The sequence below is a fragment of the Nitrospirota bacterium genome (assembly GCA_016178585.1).
Lineage (GTDB): Bacteria > Nitrospirota > Nitrospiria > JACQBW01 > JACQBW01 > JACOTA01.
In genome coordinates, this window is record JACOTA010000044.1 from 1 (window position 1) to 23,555 (window position 23,555).

Annotated in this window: 27 protein-coding genes; 19 read left to right on the top strand and 8 right to left on the bottom strand. The window is 46.4% G+C overall.

Features of this window, described 5'->3' with window-relative positions; translation table 11 throughout:
* Window positions 1-369 precede the first annotated feature (369 nt).
* Window positions 370-795, bottom strand: coding sequence for a type II toxin-antitoxin system VapC family toxin (locus tag HYR79_08030; protein MBI1821642.1), 426 nt, complete (start codon window positions 793-795; stop codon window positions 370-372).
* The gene (locus tag HYR79_08035) at window positions 792-1,073 is read right to left on the bottom strand and encodes a type II toxin-antitoxin system prevent-host-death family antitoxin (protein ID MBI1821643.1); all 282 of its coding nucleotides are present in this window, start codon (window positions 1,071-1,073) and stop codon (window positions 792-794) included. The genes HYR79_08030 and HYR79_08035 overlap by 4 nt, the downstream gene beginning before the upstream one ends.
* A gap of 75 nt (window positions 1,074-1,148) precedes the next feature.
* On the opposite strand from HYR79_08035, the gene HYR79_08040 reads away from it, so the two are divergent.
* The 10 genes from HYR79_08040 to HYR79_08085 all read left to right on the top strand — a co-directional run bounded on the left by HYR79_08040 (window position 1,149) and on the right by HYR79_08085 (window position 5,463).
* A complete protein-coding gene (locus tag HYR79_08040) occupies window positions 1,149-1,286 on the top strand; it encodes a hypothetical protein (GenBank protein ID MBI1821644.1) in 138 nt (45 codons plus the stop codon).
* A 138-nt stretch (window positions 1,287-1,424) separates the two neighbouring features.
* Window positions 1,425-1,703: a type II toxin-antitoxin system mRNA interferase toxin, RelE/StbE family gene (locus tag HYR79_08045; GenBank protein MBI1821645.1), complete on the top strand. Its 279-nt coding sequence runs from the start codon at window positions 1,425-1,427 to the stop codon at window positions 1,701-1,703.
* Window positions 1,704-1,714: 11 nt separating this feature from the next.
* The gene (locus tag HYR79_08050; protein MBI1821646.1) at window positions 1,715-1,981 is read left to right on the top strand and encodes a helix-turn-helix transcriptional regulator; all 267 of its coding nucleotides are present in this window, start codon (window positions 1,715-1,717) and stop codon (window positions 1,979-1,981) included.
* A 648-nt stretch (window positions 1,982-2,629) separates the two neighbouring features.
* A complete protein-coding gene (locus HYR79_08055; protein MBI1821647.1) occupies window positions 2,630-2,881 on the top strand; it encodes a hypothetical protein in 252 nt (83 codons plus the stop codon).
* Entirely contained in the window at window positions 2,878-3,216 is a 339-nt protein-coding gene (locus tag HYR79_08060) for a type II toxin-antitoxin system PemK/MazF family toxin (protein ID MBI1821648.1), read from the top strand. The genes HYR79_08055 and HYR79_08060 overlap by 4 nt, the downstream gene beginning before the upstream one ends.
* A gap of 114 nt (window positions 3,217-3,330) precedes the next feature.
* The gene (locus HYR79_08065) at window positions 3,331-3,654 is read left to right on the top strand and encodes a type II toxin-antitoxin system RelE/ParE family toxin (protein ID MBI1821649.1); all 324 of its coding nucleotides are present in this window, start codon (window positions 3,331-3,333) and stop codon (window positions 3,652-3,654) included.
* Between the two features lie 18 nt (window positions 3,655-3,672).
* Window positions 3,673-3,978, top strand: coding sequence for a HigA family addiction module antidote protein (locus HYR79_08070; protein ID MBI1821650.1), 306 nt, complete (start codon window positions 3,673-3,675; stop codon window positions 3,976-3,978).
* 276 nt (window positions 3,979-4,254) lie between these two features.
* Window positions 4,255-4,410, top strand: coding sequence for a hypothetical protein (locus tag HYR79_08075; GenBank protein ID MBI1821651.1), 156 nt, complete (start codon window positions 4,255-4,257; stop codon window positions 4,408-4,410).
* A gap of 233 nt (window positions 4,411-4,643) precedes the next feature.
* The gene (locus tag HYR79_08080; protein ID MBI1821652.1) at window positions 4,644-4,958 is read left to right on the top strand and encodes a hypothetical protein; all 315 of its coding nucleotides are present in this window, start codon (window positions 4,644-4,646) and stop codon (window positions 4,956-4,958) included.
* On the top strand, window positions 4,939-5,463 hold the full coding sequence (locus HYR79_08085; GenBank protein MBI1821653.1) for a hypothetical protein: 525 nt from the start codon (window positions 4,939-4,941) through the stop codon (window positions 5,461-5,463). The genes HYR79_08080 and HYR79_08085 overlap by 20 nt, the downstream gene beginning before the upstream one ends.
* 256 nt (window positions 5,464-5,719) lie before the next feature.
* Here HYR79_08085 and HYR79_08090 read toward each other — a convergent pair whose 3' ends face one another.
* Entirely contained in the window at window positions 5,720-6,532 is an 813-nt protein-coding gene (locus HYR79_08090) for a methyltransferase domain-containing protein (GenBank protein MBI1821654.1), read from the bottom strand.
* A gap of 413 nt (window positions 6,533-6,945) precedes the next feature.
* Here HYR79_08090 and HYR79_08095 point away from each other — a divergent pair, with 413 nt between their 5' ends.
* Window positions 6,946-7,560 (top strand): sugar transferase, encoded by a 615-nt coding sequence (locus tag HYR79_08095; protein MBI1821655.1) that lies wholly within the window; start codon window positions 6,946-6,948, stop codon window positions 7,558-7,560.
* A 43-nt stretch (window positions 7,561-7,603) separates the two neighbouring features.
* On the opposite strand, the gene HYR79_08100 is transcribed toward HYR79_08095, so the two are convergent.
* Entirely contained in the window at window positions 7,604-8,812 is a 1,209-nt protein-coding gene (locus HYR79_08100) for an NAD(P)/FAD-dependent oxidoreductase (protein MBI1821656.1), read from the bottom strand.
* 40 nt (window positions 8,813-8,852) lie between these two features.
* Window positions 8,853-9,047, bottom strand: coding sequence for a hypothetical protein (locus HYR79_08105; GenBank protein MBI1821657.1), 195 nt, complete (start codon window positions 9,045-9,047; stop codon window positions 8,853-8,855).
* A gap of 84 nt (window positions 9,048-9,131) precedes the next feature.
* Between HYR79_08105 and HYR79_08110 the strand changes: the two genes are divergently transcribed.
* The 5 genes from HYR79_08110 (at window position 9,132) to HYR79_08130 (ending at window position 16,623) form a co-directional block, all read left to right on the top strand.
* Window positions 9,132-10,109 (top strand): hypothetical protein, encoded by a 978-nt coding sequence (locus tag HYR79_08110; GenBank protein MBI1821658.1) that lies wholly within the window; start codon window positions 9,132-9,134, stop codon window positions 10,107-10,109.
* Window positions 10,102-13,131, top strand: a complete 3,030-nt coding sequence (locus HYR79_08115) for an SLBB domain-containing protein (protein MBI1821659.1) — start codon at window positions 10,102-10,104, stop codon at window positions 13,129-13,131. Before HYR79_08110 ends, HYR79_08115 begins: the two co-directional genes overlap by 8 nt.
* A gap of 112 nt (window positions 13,132-13,243) precedes the next feature.
* Window positions 13,244-14,629, top strand: a complete 1,386-nt coding sequence (locus HYR79_08120) for a dihydrolipoyl dehydrogenase (GenBank protein ID MBI1821660.1) — start codon at window positions 13,244-13,246, stop codon at window positions 14,627-14,629.
* Window positions 14,630-14,738: 109 nt separating this feature from the next.
* Window positions 14,739-15,329, top strand: coding sequence for an iron-sulfur cluster assembly accessory protein (locus tag HYR79_08125; protein ID MBI1821661.1), 591 nt, complete (start codon window positions 14,739-14,741; stop codon window positions 15,327-15,329).
* Between the two features lie 52 nt (window positions 15,330-15,381).
* Entirely contained in the window at window positions 15,382-16,623 is a 1,242-nt protein-coding gene (locus tag HYR79_08130; protein ID MBI1821662.1) for an ATP-grasp domain-containing protein, read from the top strand.
* Between the two features lie 267 nt (window positions 16,624-16,890).
* Here the strand turns inward: HYR79_08130 and HYR79_08135 are convergent, their stop codons facing one another.
* Together HYR79_08135 and HYR79_08140 are read right to left on the bottom strand one after the other, a co-directional pair.
* Complete coding sequence (locus tag HYR79_08135; protein MBI1821663.1) at window positions 16,891-17,700, bottom strand: hypothetical protein; 810 nt, start codon at window positions 17,698-17,700, stop codon at window positions 16,891-16,893.
* A 34-nt stretch (window positions 17,701-17,734) separates the two neighbouring features.
* A complete protein-coding gene (locus tag HYR79_08140; protein ID MBI1821664.1) occupies window positions 17,735-18,334 on the bottom strand; it encodes a cobalamin B12-binding domain-containing protein in 600 nt (199 codons plus the stop codon).
* A gap of 214 nt (window positions 18,335-18,548) precedes the next feature.
* Here HYR79_08140 and HYR79_08145 point away from each other — a divergent pair, with 214 nt between their 5' ends.
* Window positions 18,549-18,917 carry a hypothetical protein gene (locus tag HYR79_08145; protein ID MBI1821665.1) on the top strand — a complete coding sequence of 123 codons (369 nt, stop codon included), beginning with the start codon at window positions 18,549-18,551 and terminating at the stop codon, window positions 18,915-18,917.
* A gap of 128 nt (window positions 18,918-19,045) precedes the next feature.
* On the opposite strand, the gene HYR79_08150 is transcribed toward HYR79_08145, so the two are convergent.
* Window positions 19,046-21,559 (bottom strand): EAL domain-containing protein, encoded by a 2,514-nt coding sequence (locus HYR79_08150; protein MBI1821666.1) that lies wholly within the window; start codon window positions 21,557-21,559, stop codon window positions 19,046-19,048.
* A 237-nt stretch (window positions 21,560-21,796) separates the two neighbouring features.
* Here HYR79_08150 and HYR79_08155 point away from each other — a divergent pair, with 237 nt between their 5' ends.
* On the top strand, window positions 21,797-23,194 hold the full coding sequence (locus HYR79_08155; GenBank protein ID MBI1821667.1) for an aspartate ammonia-lyase: 1,398 nt from the start codon (window positions 21,797-21,799) through the stop codon (window positions 23,192-23,194).
* A 31-nt stretch (window positions 23,195-23,225) separates the two neighbouring features.
* Entirely contained in the window at window positions 23,226-23,516 is a 291-nt protein-coding gene (locus HYR79_08160; GenBank protein ID MBI1821668.1) for a Dabb family protein, read from the top strand.
* The last annotated feature ends 39 nt before the right edge of the window (window positions 23,517-23,555 follow it).

The following is a 23,555-nucleotide window of genomic DNA, read 5'->3' on the forward strand; positions in this document are numbered from 1 at the left end:
AAGACCAGCGATAGACTTCGCACCCACTTATTAATCATGTCATTGCGAGCACCGAAGGGTGCGTGGCAATCTTATCGTAAAGTCTTGAGATTGCTTCACTTTGTTCGCAATGACAGCTTTCTAACTCTGTTCTTGGGTATACTATCATTTGCAAATGTAACATAAATCCAGGAGTTTTTAAATGAACTTTTCCTGACTCCTGGTTTGACAGTGAAAATAACCGGAAAGCTTTTGAAACGCTCTATGACCGCCCCCTCGCCCTTCAGAAATTCAATTCCCTCTTAAAATCTTTAAAATAATAATCCTTTTTGCTTTAATTTGCGTTGTAGAATATTCACATTAGGATAGCGGGTTTTGTGGAGGAATAAATTAAACGGCTAGAAGGTCAAACTTTTCTTTTTTGGCACACTGTAAAAGCCGATGATCAGCGCATCCAAAAGTCATTGCCGTTTTTAGTCTGTTTTTTATGAATTTTGCAGAGGCAAGATGGATGGCGTCAAAACTACGGAGAGGATATTTTTTAATCAGGTCTCTTGTGAGATGAAGAATATCATTATTTAACTCAACAATGATGTAAGCCGGCCACTCCCGCTCAAACAGCCGGCATACCTCAAGATATCGGGCTTTCGGCAGATCCTGCTCACGCATTCTTCGTGTTAAAGCGGAATAAACTTCCGCGTAAGCAATCTTTGATGTTAGAATTTCGAAGTTATTTTCAAACAACGCAAGAATCAATTCAGTGCCCGATTCTTGAATGTATCGCTTGATAAGGGCGCTGGTATCGAGATAAGTCAACGACGTTCCTCAAGAACAGTCTCTGAGATAGGTGAGCCCGAGATCTTGATTATAGGAATCTTGAGGAGAAATTTTTGTTGGGGGAGGGAAATTTTACCTTCTTTTGCCAGTTCAGCCAGTTTTGATGCTGACGATTTGGATGGTAGGGCTTTTTTTGCCGGCTGAATGACCGCGATCGGCATTCCCCTCTCGGTAATAATGACTTCTTCTCCGGCTTTTGTTTTGCGAAGATATTGTGTGAGGTGGCTTTTAAGTTCTCTGACGCCTACAATGCTCATTATTCTTTCTCCTTCTCCTTATGACTATTGTAGTTACTTTTAAAAATTCCGTCAAGAATTAAATGATACAGAATATTGGATATTGTGATGTGCGGAATAGCCGGTTTTTTCGGGCAATTTAATCCTGATCTTCTTGAGAAAATGAATCGCTCCATTTCTCACCGGGGTCCGGATGATCAGGGAACTTATTATAACCCGGCAAAGGGGAATTGATAATGTTTGCCTCCCGATTCAATTCTGTAATGAATATCCTGATTATTGCGTTTTTGAAGCAAGAAAGCCCATTTTTCTACTTATAGTTTTAGAAAGAAAATCCTTTATATAACTAAATTAGTATAGTATAATTTTGTTATGTGGAATGTATATGAAAGCAGACGAGCCCAAAAGAGCATTGATCGTCTTTCAAAACACATCATTCAAAGATATGAATTCTGGAAAAATATCGTTTCTTTGTCAGGTCCGGAAGCATTGAAACAAATTTCCGGTTTTAGAGATCATGCCTTGAAAGGGAATTGGGAAGGGTATAGATCATCATCTTTAAATGACCAATATCGCGTTTTATATCACATCGATAGAAAAGAGATAATCGTTGAAGTCTTTGATATGAACGCTCACAACTATAAAATTTAAGGAGCTTAAGAATGCCAAAAAAGGGATATTTTAAATCAAAAACGAGGATTGAAATTTCTATTGGAGAGTCAGTTCGAATTGCGAGGGAGCTGAACCAGTTTAGTCAAAGCGAATTGGCAAGAATTACGGGAATTCCCCAGTCAACCATTTCAGGCATTGAAATGGACCGGATTAAATTAGGGGCGGAGAGAGCGAAAGTATTAGCCCGCGCTCTTCATTGTCATCCTGCTGTTTTGCTGTTTCCCGCATGGCAAATTAGCGGAGAATCCGCCGCCTAATACCCGTTCAGAAAAGAACTGAGGGTTTTGAGATAATGTTTTCTCTTTACATTCCTTTCCAAATTTCACTCATTTTCGAATTTCATGAATAAAATTGTAAAATTGGGGTCTTGAAACTTGATTTGTTGGTGGGAAACTCGGAATCTCCTTACCATGCCCGCCGGAGTAAAAAAGTTTTTCAAATTTTTTTGAGTTTAGCAAAACCCTATGGTCTGCCATCAAGGAGGAATGAACTCTTTTCATCTTTGTTGGAACGGCCCCAGCCGTTGCCCAAGGCCGATAAGATTTTCACTGAAGAGCTCTCCATGGCCTTCCCGTATGAGTAAAAAGTTACGTTTCATTACCGCAAAAAACTGGTTGAGAACAACCGGCAGGCTTTCAAAAAGCTTTACGACCGTCCCCTCGCCCTTCAAAAATTTGGTTTTCTTTTAGATTCTTTAAAAGAATGGCTTTTTCTCCAATTCTGGTAACCGGTTTTAATTAAGAAGATTTACCCTTTACTTTTTAAGATAGTTGATGCAGTTGCAAATACAGCCCAAGAACAGAGTTAGAAAGCTGTCATTGCGAACAAAGTGAAGCAATCTCAAGACTTTACGATAAGATTGCCACGCACCCTTCGGTGCTCGCAATGACATGATTAATAAGTGGGTGCGAAGTCTATCGCTGGTCTTGGTAAAGTTAAGAGATGAAGTGTTTAGTGAAACCGAGGAGATTCTTCGGAAGCGTAAGCACCCCAGGAATGCTTATATTAACGAAGCGGTGAATTTGTATAATAAACTCTGGAAACGCAATTTACTCAAAAAGACCCTTGCCGAAGAATCTGCTCTGGTGGCTGGTGATTCCATGGAAGTTCTGAATGCCTTTGAGAAATTTGAAGAAAGTCTGATTGAACAGGCATGAAAATTAAAAAGGGATATGTATGTATTGCCGATTTGAATCCACGAATCGGGACGGAGCCGGGAAAGGTGCGGCCAGTTGTGGTGGTTCAAACAGATCTGCTTAATGGAATTCACCCTTCGACAATTATTTGTCCTATTACCACTCAGGTACAGCCTAAAGCACGGTTTTTACGTGTTCATCTAAAAGCAGGAGAAGGAGGTCTTCAAAAACTTTCAGACATTCTCGTGGATCAGATTCGCGCGGTTGATAACCAGAGGTTACTCAGCATTATGGGTAAAATTTCTTCAAAGAGTCTGAAACATTTAATGGATAATATTCATACCGTTCTGGCTTAACAATTTCAGCGGCTAAATAGTTGTCCTGGAACCCCCGGTTTCTTTTTTTATTTATTGGCGACGGCGCCAGGAGAAAAGAGATTGAAGCTTTAAGATTTTCATTGAACGCGGGGGATGTTCATATTGTTTCTCTTTCCGAAGGGATGGAAGGGTTGTTGTGAAATCGGAGAGATCATTCAGAACGCCAGGGGAGGATATGTGGTTTCAGAAAACGATTCCCCGCTCCAGGCTATTGAAAGGCAGGCGAGGCGTAAATTGCTTTATCTCCATCGTGCCAGGAATCTTAAGGATTTAATTCAACCTCCTGGCAATATGCTTGAATCCCTTAAAGGTGACAGAAAAGGGCAACATAGTATTCGCATAAATGATCAATGGCGAATTTGTTTTCTTTGGAAAGATAACGATGCCCATCATGTGGAAATCGTGGATTATCATTAAATTGGAGAAAAATTAATTATGAAGAAGAAAACAAAACGATTGGGACCGATTCCGCCAGGAGAAATTTTATTTGAGGATTTTATGAAACCTCTTGGTATTAGTATGAACCAGCTTGCCAGAGACATTGATGTGCCTCCAGGCCGAATTAGTGAAATTATCCATGCCAAACGAGCCATTACCGCAGACACCGCCTTGCGTCTTGGTAAATACTTTGGAATCTCGCCAGAAATCTGGCTTAACCTTCAGGCAGATTACGACATGCGAATGGCTCAAAGAACCATCTGGCCCAAAATTGAGGCCCGTGTGAGAGTCAGGGCGGCGTGAGTTTATGAAACAGATTTTGCAAAATCTGACATCTCCCGTTCTTGCGAACCCAAGAACAGCGATAGGATTTGTAACTCCTTGTTTTGCCTGTCATCGCGAGCGCCCGTAGGGTGCGTGGCGATCTCGGTTCACGATGGCGAGATTGCTTCGCTTCGCTCGCAATGACAACTTTCTATCGCTGTTCTTGGGTGCGAACGGAACAGGGGACCGGAAATAATTCGTGAGGTATAATAAAAGGTTTTCGGAGAGATTATTCAAAACGCCAGGGGAGGGTGTGTGGTCAAATATCTTGCCTTAATGGAACACCTGCCCGAAATGGGTAAAAAACTGGGCGAAAATAACCGGCAGGCATTTGAGAAGCTCTACGACCGTCCCTTTTCCCTCCAAAAATTTGAATCTCTTTTAAAATCTTTAGACTCTCGGGATGGTTGAGACGTTTTTCTTTTGTATTTTAAGACTCTGGCCCAAGAACAGAGTTAGAAAGCTGTCATTGCGAACAAAGTGAAGCAATCTCAAGACTTTACGATAAGATTGCCACGCACCCTTCGGTGCTCGCAATGACATGATTAATAAGTGGGTGCGAAGTCTATCGCTGGTCTTGGTGCGAAGTCTATCGCTGGTCTTGGGTCTGGCAAGGGGATGACATTTCTGATATAGTCTCGAATATGAAAGAAACGCTTGTTATTTTTCCATACTATACAGGGAAAGAAACGCTTGAAGAGGTGTTTCTTGATCATAAAAATTACCGGGTCCTCTGGTTGGAAATTTTATTCAATGACAGGGTCTCATGGGAGACTTATTTAGATCGGCCTGAAGTCAGGGAGGCCTATCAAAAGGCCTGTATCTGGTTTTCCCAATTTAAAACCATGATTCAGGCTCACACCGGGCGAAAACCTCTGGAATCACGTTCGGGCAAAATTGATCCGAAGGATTATCGCCAATTTCTGGAGGCCCTGAATTTTGTCTCCGCTCTCTCCTGATAAAATTCTTTCTCTTTTTGAAGAGTTCGCCCGAATCCATCAAAGACCGTTGCAGATCCTTCTGGTTGGGGGCCTGTCCCTTTATTTTTATGGAATGCCCGACAGGGCGACAATGGATGTGGATGCCGAAGTCAAAACAGGCCTTGAAGATTTATTCCACTTTTTAAAGGAACATCATGTGCCGGCGGATTTGAGCGAGAATTTTTCGGGATGGTCTGTTATTGCCATGCCCCCCGGTTATCCCGAGCGGTCAAGCATTGCCGTTCAGACCGGTTTGCTGGAGATAAGAATCCTCGCGCCGGTTGATTTTATAATAGCCAAACTGAGGCGATTCACAGAGATTGACATTCAGGATGCGCTGTTTGTGGCAAGAAAATATCAAATTTCCCCCGAAGCGGTCAAACAGACGGCGGAGTCCGCCATTTCACATTCCCCAAAAGATACCGCGCTTTTTCTTTTTCGCAAAAACGTAGAAGAATTCTTCCGGCTCATGAAAAATGTCTAAAGAAGACTGTGAAAAGAATAGAGTCAAATCTTTTATTGAAGGTTTTCCTTTTTTTCTCATTTTTAGGTTACTATAACAGGTATCCTAAATCTGGAAGAATGGTGCCAGAATATGGAAATGAAACTATTCGAGAAAAAATTTATAATAATTACAGAATTGTTTACAGAATCAAGGGGCAAATCATTAGTGAATATTCGCAATCCCTTTCAATACAAATAAAGGCCATTGAATCCTGCCCGGCCTATCGCCACCTTTTTTAAAGTGATATCGTCACACGCAAAAAGGTTGCTGGAATTCTAGTGGCAGCCTTGTTTTGGCTCTGGTTTTGAGAGTTAAAAAGATTTTCCAGCTCTCTTGCCAGATCGTTGGCCTTGCCATTTTTTTCGGCAGCCTCAAAGGCGTTCATGGTAGGGCCATAGTACTTTCTAAATGCCGCAACGAAATCCGAAGCCACGCCCTGAAATCTGAATGTATAAGTGTCTCTAACGAAATTAATGTTCTCTTTTTGAACCCCTGCTTTGGTAAAGCGTTCAATAACGTTGTTCTCAATTCCCCACGTCATTGGACTGATAAAGCCTTCAGGTGGAGGAGGAGAATAAGCGGAGCTGATTTTCAAGATTTGCGCTACAAGTGTTGGATCATTGGGTATCCAATTCCCCATCACGATACGACCCCCGGGCCGAGTTACTCTTACCATCTCTTTAGCCACATCAAAGGGCTTTGGAGCAAACATGGCGCCAAAAATGCTCACCACAAAATCAAAGGAGTGGTCTTTCAGCTCATTCAAATTGCTAGCATCGCCTTCCATGAATCTGCAGTTCGTGAGACCCTCGGCCTTCGCTCTCCGGTTACCGGCCTCAACCAGGTTATTGGCAATGTCGACCCCCAATACTTCCGCACCCAATCTTGCCGCTGGTATTGCGGTTGTTCCATCGCCACATCCCAGATCCAAAACTTTTTGCCCCTTCGTGATTTCAAATGTCTTAACGAGTGCTTCTCCGCTTTCTCTCATACTCTCTGCAATTCGAGTGAAATCGCCTTTTTCCCAAAGTGTTTTGTTTGGATTCATTTGAATATCTCCCTTCACTTTAGCTAAAGTTTCCATGGACGGACCCAGCCATTCTTTGAACTCCTGGAGTGCGCAGAAGGGCGCGTTAAATTGGCGTTCCCTATTGCCGTGCCTTAAAACCAAAATACTAAAAGACGCCGGTTGATTTGTCCAGTTGTTTTTTAATGACCTTGGAAAATGTGCTTAATTGTTATGGCAGAGAAAAAGATATAATCAAATACAGAAATGAAATTCTAAATGCCATTTTGCCGGTGCAGAGGAACAATGTTTTCCACGTCTTTCCTTAGCCGTTGTTCCGCTTCCCACAAATCATGACGCGCGCCCGTTAACAGGTTAACAGAATGTCCCTTGCTTTTTAGGTTAAAGGGTTGTAAGGATAATCTTGTTATAAATAAATATATTAAGGATTTGGCATGCGGTTTTATCATTATGAATTAGTGAAACGGGGTTTTGACAAATTGTTTGCCGGTTTTTGCCTCTTTTGTTCCATCCCTCTTTGGGTTGTAATCCCTTTTTCAATCTGGCTGGAAGACCGTGGCCCGGTTTTTTTTGAACAGAAACGGGTAGGGAGGGATCAAAAAAAATTTATTTTATTTAAATTCCGTTCAATGATTAAAAATGCCGAGATCGCCGGAGAGCCGGTGATGGCAGTCTCCCGCGACCCCCGAATTACCCGTGTCGGCTACTGGTTGAGGAAAACCGCGCTCGATGAGCTTCCGCAGTTGATTAATATCTGGAAGGGGGATATGAGCTTTGTCGGCCCCAGGGCCTTAAGGGAATCCGAGAAAATCATGGGAGAGCATGGAGAGGTTTTGATCCATATGTATCAAATCGAAGGGTTTTCTCTCCGTCAATCCGTTCGGCCAGGGTTGACCGGAATGGCGCAGGTTTACGCGGCCAGGGATATCAACCACCGGTACAAATTTAAATATGATCTGCTGTATGTCAAGAGAATGAGTTTGGGAGTCGATTTAAAACTCATATTGACATCTTTCTGGTTTACGTTTACCGCCAAATGGAATGTTTAGTTTGGCTCGAAGCTCATGGCTCGCGGGTCGAAGGAAAAGACGTTTAGAGGGTTTTGGTCCGTTGCCGGGGGAGGATAACCTCTGTTTTCATTCCCAGGATATGCCTGGATAAATGAAGCCAAAAGAACGGTTCTCTTGAAAGAGCGAGAATAATGTTGTGATGCCAGTCAAAGTCGGCATACTTCTGAATAATGGCAAGAGACTCTTCCTGTTGAAGAAACCGGATGAGGGAATCAATCTGGTGGTCAGTAATATATCGTAACAGCTTCCGGGTAATTAATCCGATCCTCAACTCTTTTCCGATCTCTTTCTTCCATTCCTTCTGGTACGAAGAAAAGTGACTTTCTTCGAAACAATCTTTCTGAAATGCCTCGATAATATTTTGTGAGGCGAGGTATGCCGAGAGGAGGCCGTAATAAATTCCCCCTCCGGTGGTCGGTTTTACCTGACCGGCCGCGTCTCCGATAATCAGAAAACGATGGCCATGTGTGCTTTTAATAGGGCTTATCGGAATGACCTTTCTCTTGATTTCTAAAATTTGCTCCGGAATGCGCTCTTTGAAATAGTCTGATTCGAGAAACCGGGTGAGGTGATAATGGGCATTTTTGTACGTACTGATCCCTATTCGCGCCCGGCCCGGAGAGAGAGGGCTGGCCCACGCAAACGAACCAGGCGCGATCTCGGCCCCAAAATAAACTTCTACTTCCCTAATATCATTTGCCTCAACCTCTACCTGAGCGGTATCTAAAAATTGATTGGGCCGTACCCGTCCGACTTTGGGGTGGAGGCCATAATAGGTTCCGGTCGAGAGAATGGCCATCCGGGCATTTACTTTTCTTTCTAATCCGTTTTCTCCCTGAATCGTCAGAAAGATCCGGTCCGGCTGGCTTTCAAAGTGAATGCACCGGTTTGAATAGTAAAATTCCGCCCCTGCAGACATGGCGTTTTGAGCCAGTTCCTGGTCAAATTTTGCCCGGTTGACGATAAAAGCCTGGGGTTCACTTTTTGAAACTCTAAGGTGATTTCCAAAGGGAGAATAAAAAACGGCCGAGGAATAGGTATTTTGAATCGGGGCTGTCGGGAGGTCAAACCGGTCGAAAGCCTCTTTGCCGATGATGCCTGTGCAGAAGCGGGGTTCCCCCGCGAAAGGGTGCTCTTCAATCACTACTACTTTTAATCCGGCTTTGGCAAGGTGGAAGGCCGCAAAACATCCCGAGAGACCACCACCCACAATAGCGATATCATACGTCATAGTGAACTGAATTTTAAAATAATTTAAATTTAAGGGATGTTTAATAAACAATTAAAAATCTGTTGAGATTATAGGCAGACTGAACAAAATAGTCAAAATAAAAATACCGATGAATTAAGTTGAGTTTCGGCGCCGCGTCTTTTCGGTCTCGTTCGTTCCAAAAAATGGAGGAAATCATCAGGGGAGAGGAAATTTTGGGGCGCTTTTTATTTCTCTTTCCGGAACGATGATTCATAATTGACATTCTTTTTTGGATATGGCTATATGGCAAGGTCTTGGTGTTTTATGTAAACCAGTCAACGCGAAATAGTGAAGGAAAATGGCAGTTAACGCTAAAGAAGAAGACAAAATTACGGCGGCTTACCCTGATGATGAAATCAATATCCTGGATTACTGGCATGTGATATGGAAGAGGAAGCTTCTGATACTCATTCTGATGTTGGCCGCTGTTTTTACGACTGCCGTAGTCTCTATGCGGATGACGAACATCTATCAATCCGCGGCGGTGATTTCACCGGTAAGCGGTAAAGAAGGGAGCGGCGGCCTTTCCGCAATAGCGCAGCAATTCGGAGGTCTCCCGGGACTGTCCCTCCCCGGCTCCGCATCTTCATCCTCTGAAATTGTCAATCTTATTAAATCCAATGTCTTGAGAGAAAAGGTGATTGAGAAGTATAATCTCCTTCCTCTCCTTTTTCATGAGAAGTGGGATTATGAAAAAAAGGATTGGAAAAAAGAGAAAGAGAAAAAAATAACCATCCCGGGCTTTAAAGCGGAGGATGATACCATCCCCCCGACAATATGGGACGGTTTAAGGGCCATAAATGGTATCGTTAAAGTCAATAATAATATAAAAGATAATACGATAACGATTTCCGCGGAATTCTACGACCCTGTAATTGCGGCAAAAATACCCGAATATTTTTTGACGGCGCTGAACGAGCATCTGGTAAACGAAGCCAGAAGGGTGGCCGAGACCAATAAGAAGTATCTCGAAGAACAACTGGTTAAAACAGCAGATCCTTTAATCAGGCAGAAAATATATAATCTGGTCGCCCAGCAGATAGAATCTTCCATGATGGCAGAGGTTAAGGAAAACTTTGCATTTAAAGTCATAGACCGGGCCAGAGTGCCTGACCGAAAAATAAAACCCAAAAGGGTTCAGATGATTATGGTGAGTTTTGTGACATCATTATTCGCGGGAATTTTTCTCGCATTTTTGATGGAGTCTATCCAAAAAACAAAAAAGGGGAGCGTTGGCGCTTCTCATCAGATAAAGCAAAGGGGGCCGGGTGATTAAAAGAAGCGCAGGATTTATTCTGTTATTATGGATCGCCACATTCAATCATGAGGCGCATGCCCAGGATATTTTGGAACGATGCCAGGCGGCAGGCTTCTCTCCCGAACAGTGCCAAAAGGCCGAAAATTTGACTCCGGCACAGAAAGAAGCGATTGCCGCGGAGATGGCAAAATCGGGAGGAAAACTTACGCCGGAGGGAGTCGAATCCTTGAAAAAGAATCCTGAATTAAAAGAGATCAAACCCGAAAATACACCAGAGGAAAAGAGAGAAATTGGAAAGGAACCGGCGCCGATTGACGTTCAGCCGGAAGTTCAGAAAGCGGAAGAAGAGCAAAAAAAAGAGACTATTCAACCCTTAAAGAGGTTTGGCTTGAGTTTTTTTGAGCCTGCGCGGGCACGACTGCTTTCGATAGAAAAAGGTTTAAGGGAAGGACGGCTGCTGCCAAAGGGAACGGAGAAAAACGCGGTTTCAGGGTTTGTCGGCCCGCTTGATATGGTTTCTTCGTACGTCAATACCACAATCCCTCCTAACTACCTGCTCAATCCCGGAGACAAGGTAATCGTCTATTATTGGGGGGACAACATCGAACTGACAACCCTGAATCTGCTTCTCGACGAGAAAGGGGAAGCTGGAATCCCAAAAGCCGGCAGGATTGTCGCCAGAGGGATGACCCTTGCCCAGTTTCAGGACGCCGTTAAGAGCCAGCTTGAGCGCGCCCTTCACATGAAAATTATTCTCATTGCCACCCTTGACAACCTCAAGAGCATCCAGATTTATATTACAGGCGAAGTGTTCCGTCCCGGCAGTTATGCGGTAAGTTCCGTGACCTCCTTATTTAACGCCCTTTATGCCTCCGGGGGCCCCGGTGACCTCGGTTCGTTGAGAGAGATTAAGTTATTACGGAAAGGGAGCACGGCCACCGTCGATTTTTATGATTATTTACTGAACGGCAACAGCAAATATGACCAGCCGCTTCAGGCCGGGGATGTGATCTTTATCTCAAAGGCGGAGAAGGTCGTCGCGATAGAAGGCGAGGTTCAACGTCCTGGAATTTATGAATTAAAGAAAGAGGAGGGACTAAAAGATCTTTTTACTCTCGCAGGCGGAATCAAGCCGAGCGGAGTGTTGCAGAGGATACACATTAAATCCGTTGTGCCAAATAAGCAGAGAGTCCTTGTGGATGTGGACATCAGCAAGAACACCCCCGGCTCAAACCCCGAACTTTATGACGGCGATGCCGTGTCGGTCCTGTCGATTCTGCCCGGGATTGAAAACAAAGTCACCGTCGAGGGGAAGGTTGAGAGGCCCGGAGAGTACGAACTGAAAAAGAATATGAAGATTTCAGATCTTTTTTCAGAGATTAACCGGCCGCTGGGCGAGGCCTACATGGACAGAGCGGATATCCTGAGGGTAAACGATGATAAAAGAACCACCACGCTGATTTCTGTCAATCTCGGCAAAGCTTTGTCAAAGGACCCGGAAGATGACCTTCCCCTTCGCCCGCTGGACAGGGTGATGATCTACTCAAAATGGGATGTGAGATTTCTTCCGCCAAGAACGGTCGCGGTTTCCGGAGCAGTCCAGAGGCCGGACAATTATGAAAGGTCTGACGGGATGAGAATTAAAGACCTTCTCTTTAAAGCGGGAAATGTCATGCCTGATGCTTATCTCGAAAGGGCTGATCTTTTGAGGTTTGATTTTGATACGGAGAGGTATACCCATATCCCTTTAAATATTGAAAAGGTCTTGCAGGAAGGGAGTCCGGAAAACATCCTGCTTCAGGACAGGGATTCATTGAGGGTCTATACGCTGAAAGAAAAAACTTTTACGCTGGAACACAAAATAACGGTCCTCGGTTCTGTTCAGAGACCGGGTGTTTATACACGTTTTGAAGGGATGAGGCTTAATAATTTATTGATGATGGCGGGAGGTCCTCTGCCTGGAGTAGACGATAAGATAGAGGTTGCAAAGGCCATGAGCGAAGGACACACCAGGATCCTGCCGGTCCATCTTTCATTCTTATTGAAAGGGGACGAAACTCAAAACATTTTACTTGATGATGAAGATGTCGTTACGGTCAACAGGAACTCTGATTTTTATGAAAGACCCCGCTGGATTAAAATAACGGGAGAGGTAAAAAATCCAGGGATTTACGCCTTATATGGGAAAAACGACAGGCTCAGCGATCTCATCGGGAGGGCAGGCGGAACGACAGAATTTGCCTATCGGAAAGGAACCATCTTTATGCGGAAGAAAGAAAATATTCCTTCCGATATTCAGAAAAATGATACGCTTCAGGTGAACAGGATATTAGACGCGTTAAACGCCCTGGAATATGACCGTCAGGTGGTCAGAAACAGACTCCTTCTGGAAAAAGAATTCGGACACAAAGAGGCGTTGCCTCAGCCTTTCAGCGCTAACGCGCCGATCGTAACGAGCGGCGCCTCTGTGGCTCAGGCGGCGGCTGTGGGCATGGCGCCCGGTGTGGCGCATGCGGCCGGTCAAACGGTTGCGGAGACGGCGGACCTTTTTGGCCCTTTGCCCGGCGTCGCCGGCAAGGCAAGAAAACTGGGAGATGTCGAACTGAAGCAGTCCGAGAGGATTATTATTAACCTTGAAGATGCCTTACACAAAAAGGGAGGCGAAGATGACCCGGTTGTTATGGAGGGCGATACCCTATGGATACCTCAAAAGGAGGAAACGGTCAGTGTTATCGGTGCGGTCATGAGGCCTACCACTGTGCATTTTAGCAGTCTTAAGGTCAAAGACTATATCAAATGGGCAGGAGATTATGCGTTTGACGCGAATACCGGCAAGGTACTGGTCATGAGGGTTGACGGAAAAATACTTCCTGCGGATGAGGTTAAGGCTGTAGAAGCGGGCGATATCATCTATGTCCCGACCAAGGTCATGAGCGTTGAAATCATTGAAACGGCGGATAAGGTGATAGGCGTTATCAAATATGCTGTAACCACTGTCGCAAGTGTGGTCGTATTTATCGCATTGCTTCATCTGTTCTAGGTCCGCTGAGTCATCAGCCTGTTCGGGGTCGGTTCTTGAGCGCGTCTCCTTCTTGTCCTTCTGCGGCGCACTCAAAAACTGATCCTTTTTATTTATGGTTGGGGGATGAGGGATGACGAAAAGGTTTTTTGATTTGGTGGTCATAGGGGCCGGGAGCGGCGGATTCGCGGCTGCGCGTGCCGCCGCGGCTATTGGGAAAACCGTGGCCTTGATAGACCAGGGTCCGTTTGGAGGGCTCTGTATTTTAAAGGGGTGCATGCCTTCCAAGACCTTGATTCGCTCTTCGGAACTGGCCTTTCTTGCCCGGAATTCGACCGAGCTTGGGATTCAGGTAAAAGGGTTGGCCGTCGACCCCAAACAAATTGTTTCCCGGAAAAACAAGATTATCGCGGGTTTTGCCGACTACCGGTTTCAAGAGATGAGATCAAATCCCCGCATTACTTTTATAGACGGCTTTGCCAGATTTCAAACGCCGGATGAGGTTCAGATCGGAAGGGAGCTGGTTCGGGGCGGGAAAATTGTGATTGCCACCGGTTCAAAAATCCGGGTGCCTTCTCTGGAGGGTCTTAACGAGACAGGTTTCATTACCAGCGATGAAGCCCTGGAGCTGACCGATCTGCCAAAATCGCTTGCGATCATCGGCGCAGGCACGATCGCCATGGAATTAGGCCAGTATTTCGCCAGAATGGGCGCTGAGGTCTCGATTTTGGCAAGGGGAGATTCCCCCTTAAGCTGGGAGGATGACGAGGTTGGACGGACTTTAGAACGATATTTTCAGGAAGAGGGGATCCATGTCTATCCTCGGGTGAAATTTGAAAGGGTTGCCAGAGCAGGAGATTTGAAACAGGTCGAAATCACGGTCAATGAAAAGCCGGTCCGGATTGAAGTTGAGGAAATTCTGGTGGCAACAGGCCGGTATACCAATTTTGAAGGTTTAAATTTAGACGTTACCGATGTGGCCTGTAACGCTCAGGGGATCGTGGTAAACGACGAGATGGAAACCAATGTCCCCTCTATTTTCGCCGTCGGAGACGCAACGGGAATTTTTCAGCTTGCTCATATTGCGGTTTATCAGGGAGAGATTGCGGGACACAACGCTTTTTCCAACCAAAAAATCAAGACGGATTACCGGATTGTTCCGGAGGTGATCTTTACAGACCCGATTTTTGCCCGTGTGGGGTTGACTGAAAAGGAGGCGCAGAAGGAGGGGAGGCCTGTTTTGACGGCTTCATATCCGTTTGACGATCTGGGTAAAGCGATTTGCACCGGACAAACGAAAGGTTTTGTGAAGATGATTGCCGACAGGTCGACCGGAGAAATTCTGGGGGTGGAAGTGCTGGGCGCCGAGGCCGATTTGCTGATTCATGAAATGGTCGTGGCCATGCATTTTCGGGCGACCGCTCAACAACTCGCGAGGATTCCGCATTTTCATCCGACCTTGTCTGAAATTTTCACCTACCCCGCCGAGAAGATTGCCGTCAAGTTCCCCGTTATCTAAACCGCTATTGAACCGGGCCTTATTCTCAGGCATAATAAGTAATGCAATTTAAGTATGTTTAGGCGTTTTAGAAAGGTAGACTTTTCTGATGGTTGAAGGAGATTAAGACATGATTACTGTTACCCCGTTAGCGGAAGAAAATGTGATATCGGCCATGGAAGCAGAGAAACGGCCGGGGGACGCTCTGAGAATAACGGTTCAACGGGGCGGCACGCCGCAGGTTCAGTACGACCTTTCGTTTGCGCCCATTTCGTCCAAAGCGCCCAGTGACCTTTTGTTGGATATCGGACAGATTAAGGTTTTAATCGATAATCAGAGCGCTCTTTATTTAAAGGGAGCGATCATCGATTATATTCATGACCTGCATGGCGGCGGGTTTAAGATTTCGAACCCCAATGCTCCGGCGGCTCCTGTGCCCGATCTCACCAGTCAGGCGGCCAAAACGATTCAGAAACTCCTCGAAGAAAAGATAAACCCCGGTGTCGCGGGTCACGGAGGCCATGTGACTCTGGTGGATGTTAAGGAGACCGCGGTTTATCTGAGGCTTGGAGGGGGATGCCAGGGATGCGGGATGGCGGATGTGACCCTGAAGCAGGGGATTGAAGTGATGATTAAAGAGGCGGTTCCGACGATTACGAGTGTGCTGGATGTGACCGATCATGCGGGGGGGAATAACCCTTATTATCAACCCAGCAAGTAGGTGAGTTCGGTTGCTTAGGTAGAGGTGGCCGTTTGTTGGGGTGCTCACCGGGATGAAGAAGCTTCTTTTACTGATTCCGACCAATTCTTATAAGACCGGGTTTTTTCTTGAAGCGGCGGAACGGCTTGGGGTTGAGGTTGTTGTCGGTTCAAACCGGCGGCAGATTCTGGAAAAATATTCCGGCGGCCGGACGGTTACTCTGAATTTCCGGAACCTGGATAAAGGGGTGGACCAAATTGTCGCCTGCTCAAAGCAACAACCCCTTTCGGCGATCATCGCGACAGATGAAGAAACCGCCCTTCTTGCCGTTAAAGCTTCAGAAGCCCTTTCTCTTCCCCATAATTCCATTGCGTCCATTTATGCCACCCGGGATAAATCCCGCTTACGGGAAATCCTGGCCCTGGCCGGCCTCCCCTCCCCCTCTTTTCGGCTTTTTCCGATCGATGGGGATCCGAAAACTTTTGCTTCTGACGTCAGGTACCCGGTTGTCTTGAAACCGCTTTTTCTTTCGGCTAGCCGGGGCGTTATTCGGGCAAATCATCAAACCGGGTTTGTAGAAGCTTTTAATCGAATTGTTAAAATCCTTTCCGATCCGGAACTCTATCTTCCTGGAGATAACGCGGGTAAATTTATTCTCGTGGAGGACTTTATTCCCGGAATTGAAGTGGCCCTTGAAGGCCTCCTGGTCGATGGGACACTTCATCCTCTGGCGTTATTTGATAAACCTGATCCTTTAGATGGGCCTTTTTTTGAAGAAACCCTTTATGTGACCCCTTCCCGTTTACCGTTTGCTCTTCAGAAGGATATCGCCGCGTCGACTCAAAAGGCTGTCAATGCGATCGGTCTTCGGGAAGGGCCTGTGCATGCTGAATTAAGGGTTAACGACAAAGGACCATGGGTGATTGAAATTGCCGCGAGATCCATCGGGGGACTTTGCTCTCGGACGCTTCATTTTGGGACGGGTCTTTCGCTCGAAGAGGTGATCCTTCAGCACGCGCTTGGGCTTCCCGTTGAATCCATGGAAAGAGAACCGGGCGCAGCCGGGGTGATGATGATTCCGATTCCGCGGAGAGGCGTTTTGCGGGAGGTGAAGGGAAAGAGCCGGGCAGAGCAAGTTCCGGGCGTTGAAGAGGTGAATATCATGATTCGGGCCGGACAAAAAGTGGTCCCGCTCCCTGAAGGGCATCGTTATCTGGGGTTTATTTTTGCCCGGGGAGAGAGGCCGGAAGAGGTCGAGAAGGCTTTGCGCAAAGCCCATCAGCACCTTGAATTTGCTATTGAACCCTCTGCCTAAGTAAGACTTTCCTGTTTCGTATGGCGAAGAGTTTATATAAAGATTAGTTTCGCTGCGGAAACGCTCGCGAGCAAGCTTTGTGGCTCGCAGCTCCGAAGTTTACCCCCTGCGAATGGTGTCAGACCCAGGTGCAGCCTTTTCTGCTCCGGCTCCGAAGTTTACCGCCGATCTTGATATAAATTATGGAAGGGTAAACAAACTTCGAAGAGGTCGCTGAAAAGGCTGCACCTGGGTCTTCTGGTCCTGCGCGGCGGCTTTTAAATTAAATTAGATTTGGGGTTCCTGGAAAACTTTGAACTGAACTTCCGTTGGTTCGGCACAGCAAAACCAGGGTTCGGTGAGTCTCGGCGGTTTTTTGCGGTTGAGATCGGGGGCATGTTGAATCATCCGGGGCGGACGGTTTTCATGAAGCCCATGGGCTAACTCGCGGATATCGTAGAAAATCGTCTCAGCGTCCTCTTCATTTTGGGTCGCGGTTTCGACGAGTTGACTGACCGACTTTTGGAGAGTATCCATTCGGGGGTCGGGGTGGCTCCACCTATAGGTAAAGGATTCCTGTACGAGAGGCCCCAGATAGGGTTGAATAGCCGATTCCGAAAGGAGCGCGGAACCGGGCGGCACAAGAAGCCGGATGGTATATTGCACCGGATCGATTGCGTCGATTAATCCATTCTCATTGATGAATTCAAGCATGAAGAGATAATCCGCAAGCGTGGTCCATGGGGTAAAGGGAACCAGTGAAGGGCGCATGGCGATGCCCGCTTCATTTAAGATTGAGAGAGCGGTTGAAATATCCTCCTGCGAGTGTCCTTTTTTTAAATTGTCCAGGACCGTGTTACTGAAAGATTCGATGGCTGATATCATAAAGATGCATCCGCATGACGAGAATATTTTAAACAGCTCCCGGTTTTTAAGAATATGTTCCACCTTGGCGGTGAAGTCAAACGTCAAATCGGGGTGTTCTCTATGCATTGCCTCGACAATTTGAACTGCGTGTTTCGGCCCGTTTAGAAAGTCAGGATCGCCAAACGTAATATGGGCGGCGCCTTCTTTTGCCAGGTTTTGGATATCTTCCAAAACGATTTTTTGTGGAATGATAAAAAAGCGTCCTTCATAAACAGGGGTAATGGGGCAGTGTAAACAGGTATGCCGGCACCCCCGGCTGGTTTCGACATATCCGACGGTCTGTCGTTTTCCGTTTAGTTCGAGCGCGGCGTAGCGATGAAGCGGCGGAAGCAGCGTTCGGGCGGGCAGTCCAAACGAAAGGCGCTCCAGATAGGGAGGGGAAATATGGTTTTTTAAAACTAACCCCCTTGATTTGAGAAATCCCTTCCTTTAACAAGGCGTTAATGAGTTCAACCAACGGGGTTTCAAATTCTCCTCCAATCGTTGAATCCGCGCCATGAGCAAGAAGATATTCGGCATTAAGCGAGGCATAAAGTCCAAAAAAACAAATATGGGCGTCTGGTTTGACCTTCCGGACCTCCCCGGCAACCCGGGCCCCAAGGCGCAAGGCGGTGTGCATGGGGACCGAAATGCCGATAAAACGGGCACGAGATATTTTTTGATGATCCAGCCGGTCAACGGATAAATCGATGATGTCGGGAAGATAGCCTGCCCGCTGGAGAAATCCGAGGGGCATGGAAATTCCCATTGGCTGATGCCCCAGTTCATAGCAGGAGATCAGGAGTATTTCCCCGAAATTTTTCACTTTTTTCCGCCGGGATTTTGAATGAGGCTTTTCTGTTCCAGATAATGAGTTTGCATGAGGCAGTTCGACATCGAACCCTCCTTTTCTACGGAAATTTAAATGTTCTTAAGGGTTTTAATATAACATGGTTCAGTTTTCAGGTTCATTGCTTTTTTGCGCGGCGATCCGGGCTATGTTAAAATGACGGGAATATTTGTTGAAAAGGAATTCAGTGATGGTGATTAAATTAGTATTGGCGGTAAAGGTGCCCCCACAGGAAGATGACGGGGACATTCATGAACTGGGACTCTCCTGGTACCGGTTTGAGGAAAAAAGTGAAAATTCCGCCAGGCCCATTAAAGAATCGGCACGACCGGCTGTTTGGATTAAGTTCAGCCAGATCGACCAGTTAGAACGGATTCAGGGGGCTTATCCCGAAGCGAAACTCGGTCCGGCAAGTTCTTTTACTGAAGCGCTTATTTTTGCCGAAAATTGGGAAAAAGGGGATGAATTGCAGAGAAAAGTGACCCTTCTTTTTCAAAAGACCAGTGAGGTCGATGAGATGGAGGCGATGCTCAGGGAAGACACGTTGGAAGATTATTAATACAAACGCATTTAGTGCTGTTACGTTGTCATTGCGAACGAAGTGAAGCAATCTCTAATGGTTTCAATAGATTGCTTCGTCGCTCCGCTCCTCGCAATGACACATTACTTATTACGTCTGCTATAGGTTTAAAGTTTTTTAAAATCAAACGATTCCTGGAAAAGACTGGTTTCATATGATTTTTCTTCGAGCAGGCGTTTAATCTGTTCCGGCGGAACCGGGCGGCTGATGTAGTAGCCCTGGGCCTCGTCACAGCCCATGTCGATAAGCTTTTCCAACGTAGTCCTGTTTTCCACCCCCTCGGCAATGACCTTCAAGCCGAAATTATGGGCGAGGTCGATGGTTGATCGAACAATCAGAAAATCCTCTTCGTTCGTCATCATATCTTTGACGAAGGATTTATCAATTTTTATTGAACTGATGGGGAGTTTTTTCAGATACCGGAGAGAGGAATAACCGATTCCAAAATCATCAATCGAAATACCAATCCCTTTTTTGCTGATTGAGGTAATGTTTCGGATCGCGTTTTCCTCATTGGTCATAATGGCGGTTTCGGTAATTTCAAGATCCAGAAGTTCGGGGGCAACCCCGCAGGATTGGAGGAGCGCGTCAATCTGGTAGGGGAGAAGAAGGTCCTGCAGATTACGCGCCGACAGGTTGATTGCCATCCGGAGAGGAAATCCCGCTTTCTGCCAGGACCGGCACTGGATCAAGCCGGTTTTTAGAACCCAAGCGGTAATCTGTTTAATCAGGCCGGTCTGTTCCGCGGGAAGAATGAACTGATCGGGAAAAATCACTCCCTGTTTTGGATGTTTCCATCGTACCAGGCCTTCTGTCCCGCAGATTTTTCCGTTTTTTAAATCTATTTTGGGTTGATAAAGGAGGAACAACTCCCCTTTTTCAATTCCCTCGCGAAGTTCTCCCATGAGGCCAAGGCGGCCTGGGCTATGTTGATCCTGTTTGGGGTCGTAAAAGGTATAGTCGGTTCCGTTTTTTTTTGATTCATACATGGCCACATCCGCTTTTTGAATCAGGGTATCGGGAGTATTCCCGTGGTCGGGATAGAACGAAATCCCGATTCCCATTTCCAACGCGATCGGAAGCCCTTCAATTTCGAATGGCATTTTCAGAACCTCAAGGATTTTGGTTACTACCTGCGAAGCCTGTTCAGCCTGCCCTTGTTGCCCGGAGGAATTCATGCTCAAAAGGAGGCTGAATTCGTCTCCGCCCATGTGGGCCAGAAGCGTCTCAGAGGGTTCAAGGAAACCTTTCAGCCGGCCTCCGACCTGTTTTAGAAGTAAATCGCCCCGGTGGTGGCCCAGCGTGTCATTGATTTCTTTGAAACGGTTGAGGTCTATGATCACGACCGAGAGCGGCTCCCCTGTCTTTTGAGCTTTTGAAATGGCTTTTTCAAGGAGGTAATGGAAAAGAGTTCTGTTGGGGAGACTGGTCAGGGGATTGTAATAAGCCAGAAAATGGAGTCGGTCCTCGGCCTTTTTCCGGTCGGTGATATCCTGAACGGTGCCGATCATCCGGACAGGTGTGCCGCCTTCGTCGTAGAAAACTTCGGCCTGTTCGTGGACCATCCGCTCGGACCCGTCCGGCAGGATGATCCGGTGGTCAAGATCGAAGGGTTTTCCCTCAAACGATGATTCAAACACCGATTTTTTGAGAAATTCCCTGTCGCCGGGATGAACAGAACTCAGAAACTTTTCATAGGTTTCTCTGGACCGGGCGGGGATCTTCAGCCCGAAGATCCTGTAGATTTCTTCCGACAGGATCAGTTCATTTTTTATCAGATCAAAATCCCAATTGCCCAGGTGGGCGATCCGCTGGGCATGGGCGAGACTTTCCTGGCTGTTGAACAACGCCTTTTCCGTTTTTTTTCTTTTTTGTTCCAGTTGGTGGACCATCGAACTCATTTTTTCAACCAGGATGTTATAGGAGCTGGCCACCTTTTCCAGCTCATCGCCGGTTCGAATTTGAAGTTTTTCCGTGAAATCCCCTCCGGCCAGCTTTTTAAATTTGGTGACGAGAAGATCCAGCACAAAGCTGATTTTTCGACTGATCCAAAAGGTCAGAAAAATAGCCGATCCGGTTAAAAAGATGGCCAGAAATACCAGTCCAACGGATTGTTTTCGGGTGTTTTCCCGGGTTTCTTTGAGTGAAAGGTCCAGCCGGATCCATCCCTGAATTTTTTCACCCTCCCGCATCGGCTCAAAAATAACCAGCATTTCAGAACCCCGGCGATTTTTGTAATAGGTTATCGTTTCTTTTTTTTGGCGAAGGGCGCCCTGGTAAAGCTCGTCCGCAGAGAGGTCTTCTCCGATTTTAGAAATATCGCCGGAGGCGGTAATCATGTTGTCGTCGTCGATAAAGGATATTGCCGATACGTCAGGCAGGGTGGAAAAACCGGCCAACGACCCCTGGATCAGATAAAGGTTATCAATAACCACCTTGGCGCCTGTGAACGAGAGACTGGTTGCAATCGACCGGGCCCTGGATTCCATTGATTTCCGAATGACTTTATTATTATACGAAACGACGAAATAGGTGTTAACGGCCATTGTCAGAATGACAAGAGAAGCGACAAAAAGGCTGAATTTCAGCGGAATGGAAAGTAAAAAATATTTTTTAAACATGAAACAGAACCTTGAATCAACGGATTTCCCGGCCACGAAAAATCTCGGCCGGCCTTCTTGAAATGTGTCCTGAGAAGGAGGTGCTTGCACTATTTAATTAAGAGTATCAGAAAAATGGTTTTTGTCAAAAAAATGGGGATCGTCCTGACCCCTTTGTAGAGGGTTTTCATTTGGCTTATTGAAAAGAGACTGTGTTAAAATAACCTGAAATTCTTTGGATTCCCGTTAAATGAAATCATGAAAAGAAAGTTCCGGATTGAAAAAGACACGTTGGGAGAACTGGAGGTTCCCGCTGAGGCCTATTATGGTATTCAAACGGCCCGGGCCGTCCATAATTTCCCGATTAGCAGGTTAAAATCTCATCGGGAGTTGATCCGGTCTATCACAATGGTCAAATGGGCGGCCGCTGAGGCCAATATGGCCTGCGATCAGCTTAACCTGAAAGTCGGTAAAGCCATACAAAAAGCCGCAGAAGAAATCATCGCCGGGCGCTGGGACGATCAATTTGTCGTGGATGTGTTTCAGGCAGGGGCCGGCACATCGTTTAATATGAACGCCAATGAGGTCATTGCCAACCGGGCGATTGAACTTTTTGGCGGAAAACGGGGAGAATATCATAAAATTCATCCGAATGACGATGTCAATCGATCACAGTCAACCAACGACGTCTTTCCGACGGCCATGCGAATTTCGGCTCTATTCATGCTTCAGAAACTCGAACCCGTTTTAATACAGCTTGAAAAAGCGCTTTCCGTAAAAGCCCGGGATTTTAACGGTTTGATTAAGTCAGGCCGGACCCATCTTCAAGACGCCGTTCCCATCCGCCTGGGGCAGGAATTTTCCGGGTATGCGAGAGCGGTTATCCGAGCCCGGGAAAGAATCAAGCGCGCCGGAAAAGGAATGCAAGAGTTGGGATTGGGGGGATCTGCCGTGGGCACAGGAATAAACACCCACCCGCGATACCAAAAACGGGTTGTGTCGGCATTGAAGAAAGTTTCTGGCCTCCGGCTTTTTCCGTCTCCTGATCTTTTTGAACGAATGCAGAGCATGGCCGATTTCGTGGCGCTTTCCGGGTCGCTTCGTGAATTGGCTGTTGAATTGATCCGGATTGCAAATGATTTAAGGCTTCTTTCCTCCGGACCACGAACGGGTCTGGCGGAAATTAATCTGCCCGCCGTTCAGCCGGGGTCGTCGATTATGCCGGGAAAAGTAAACCCCGTGATGGCCGAGGTGACGAACATGGTTTGCTTTCAGGTCATCGGGAACGACATGACCATTACCCTTGCGGCACAGGCCGGTCAGCTTGAACTCAATGTGATGATGCCGGCCATTAGTTTTAATCTTCTGCAATCGCTTGAGATATTAACCAGCGATATCAGGCTTTTTTCAGAGCGATGCATAAAAGGGATTACGGCTAACGCTATAAAATGCAGAGAATATGCCGGCCAGAGTCCGGGTCTGGCCACCGTTTTAAACCCCTATATCGGATATGAATCTGCCGCAAGGGTGGCAAAAGAATCGATGAAAACCGGAAAATCTCTTCGGGACATCGTGATCGAAAAGGGGGTTCTTTCAGTCCGTGAAGTCGATCAGGTGTTAGACCCGTTTAAAATGACCCGGCCGAACCGCTCTTAACCGCTCCTGACCGCCAGGGAAAGGAAATCGATTGATTACGCATCTGGTTTTATTCAAGCTGTCAGATCCAAGTCCTGCCGCCATTCAAAAGACAAAGGAAGTCTTAGTGAATATGGATGGGAAAATACCTGAATTGCGCTCTGTGACCGTGGGAATCGATGTGATTCGTTCTCCGAGGTCTTATGATCTTGCGCTGATCACCAAGTTTGATTCCGTTCAAGCTTTGCAGGCTTATCAAAACCATCCTGTTCACCAGGAGGTGCTGCGATACATTGCTTCCGTAAAGGAATCTTCTATTTCTGTCGATTTTGAAGAGACTTAAGCGGGAATTTTGCCCTTTCAAATTCACTATGTTAGACTC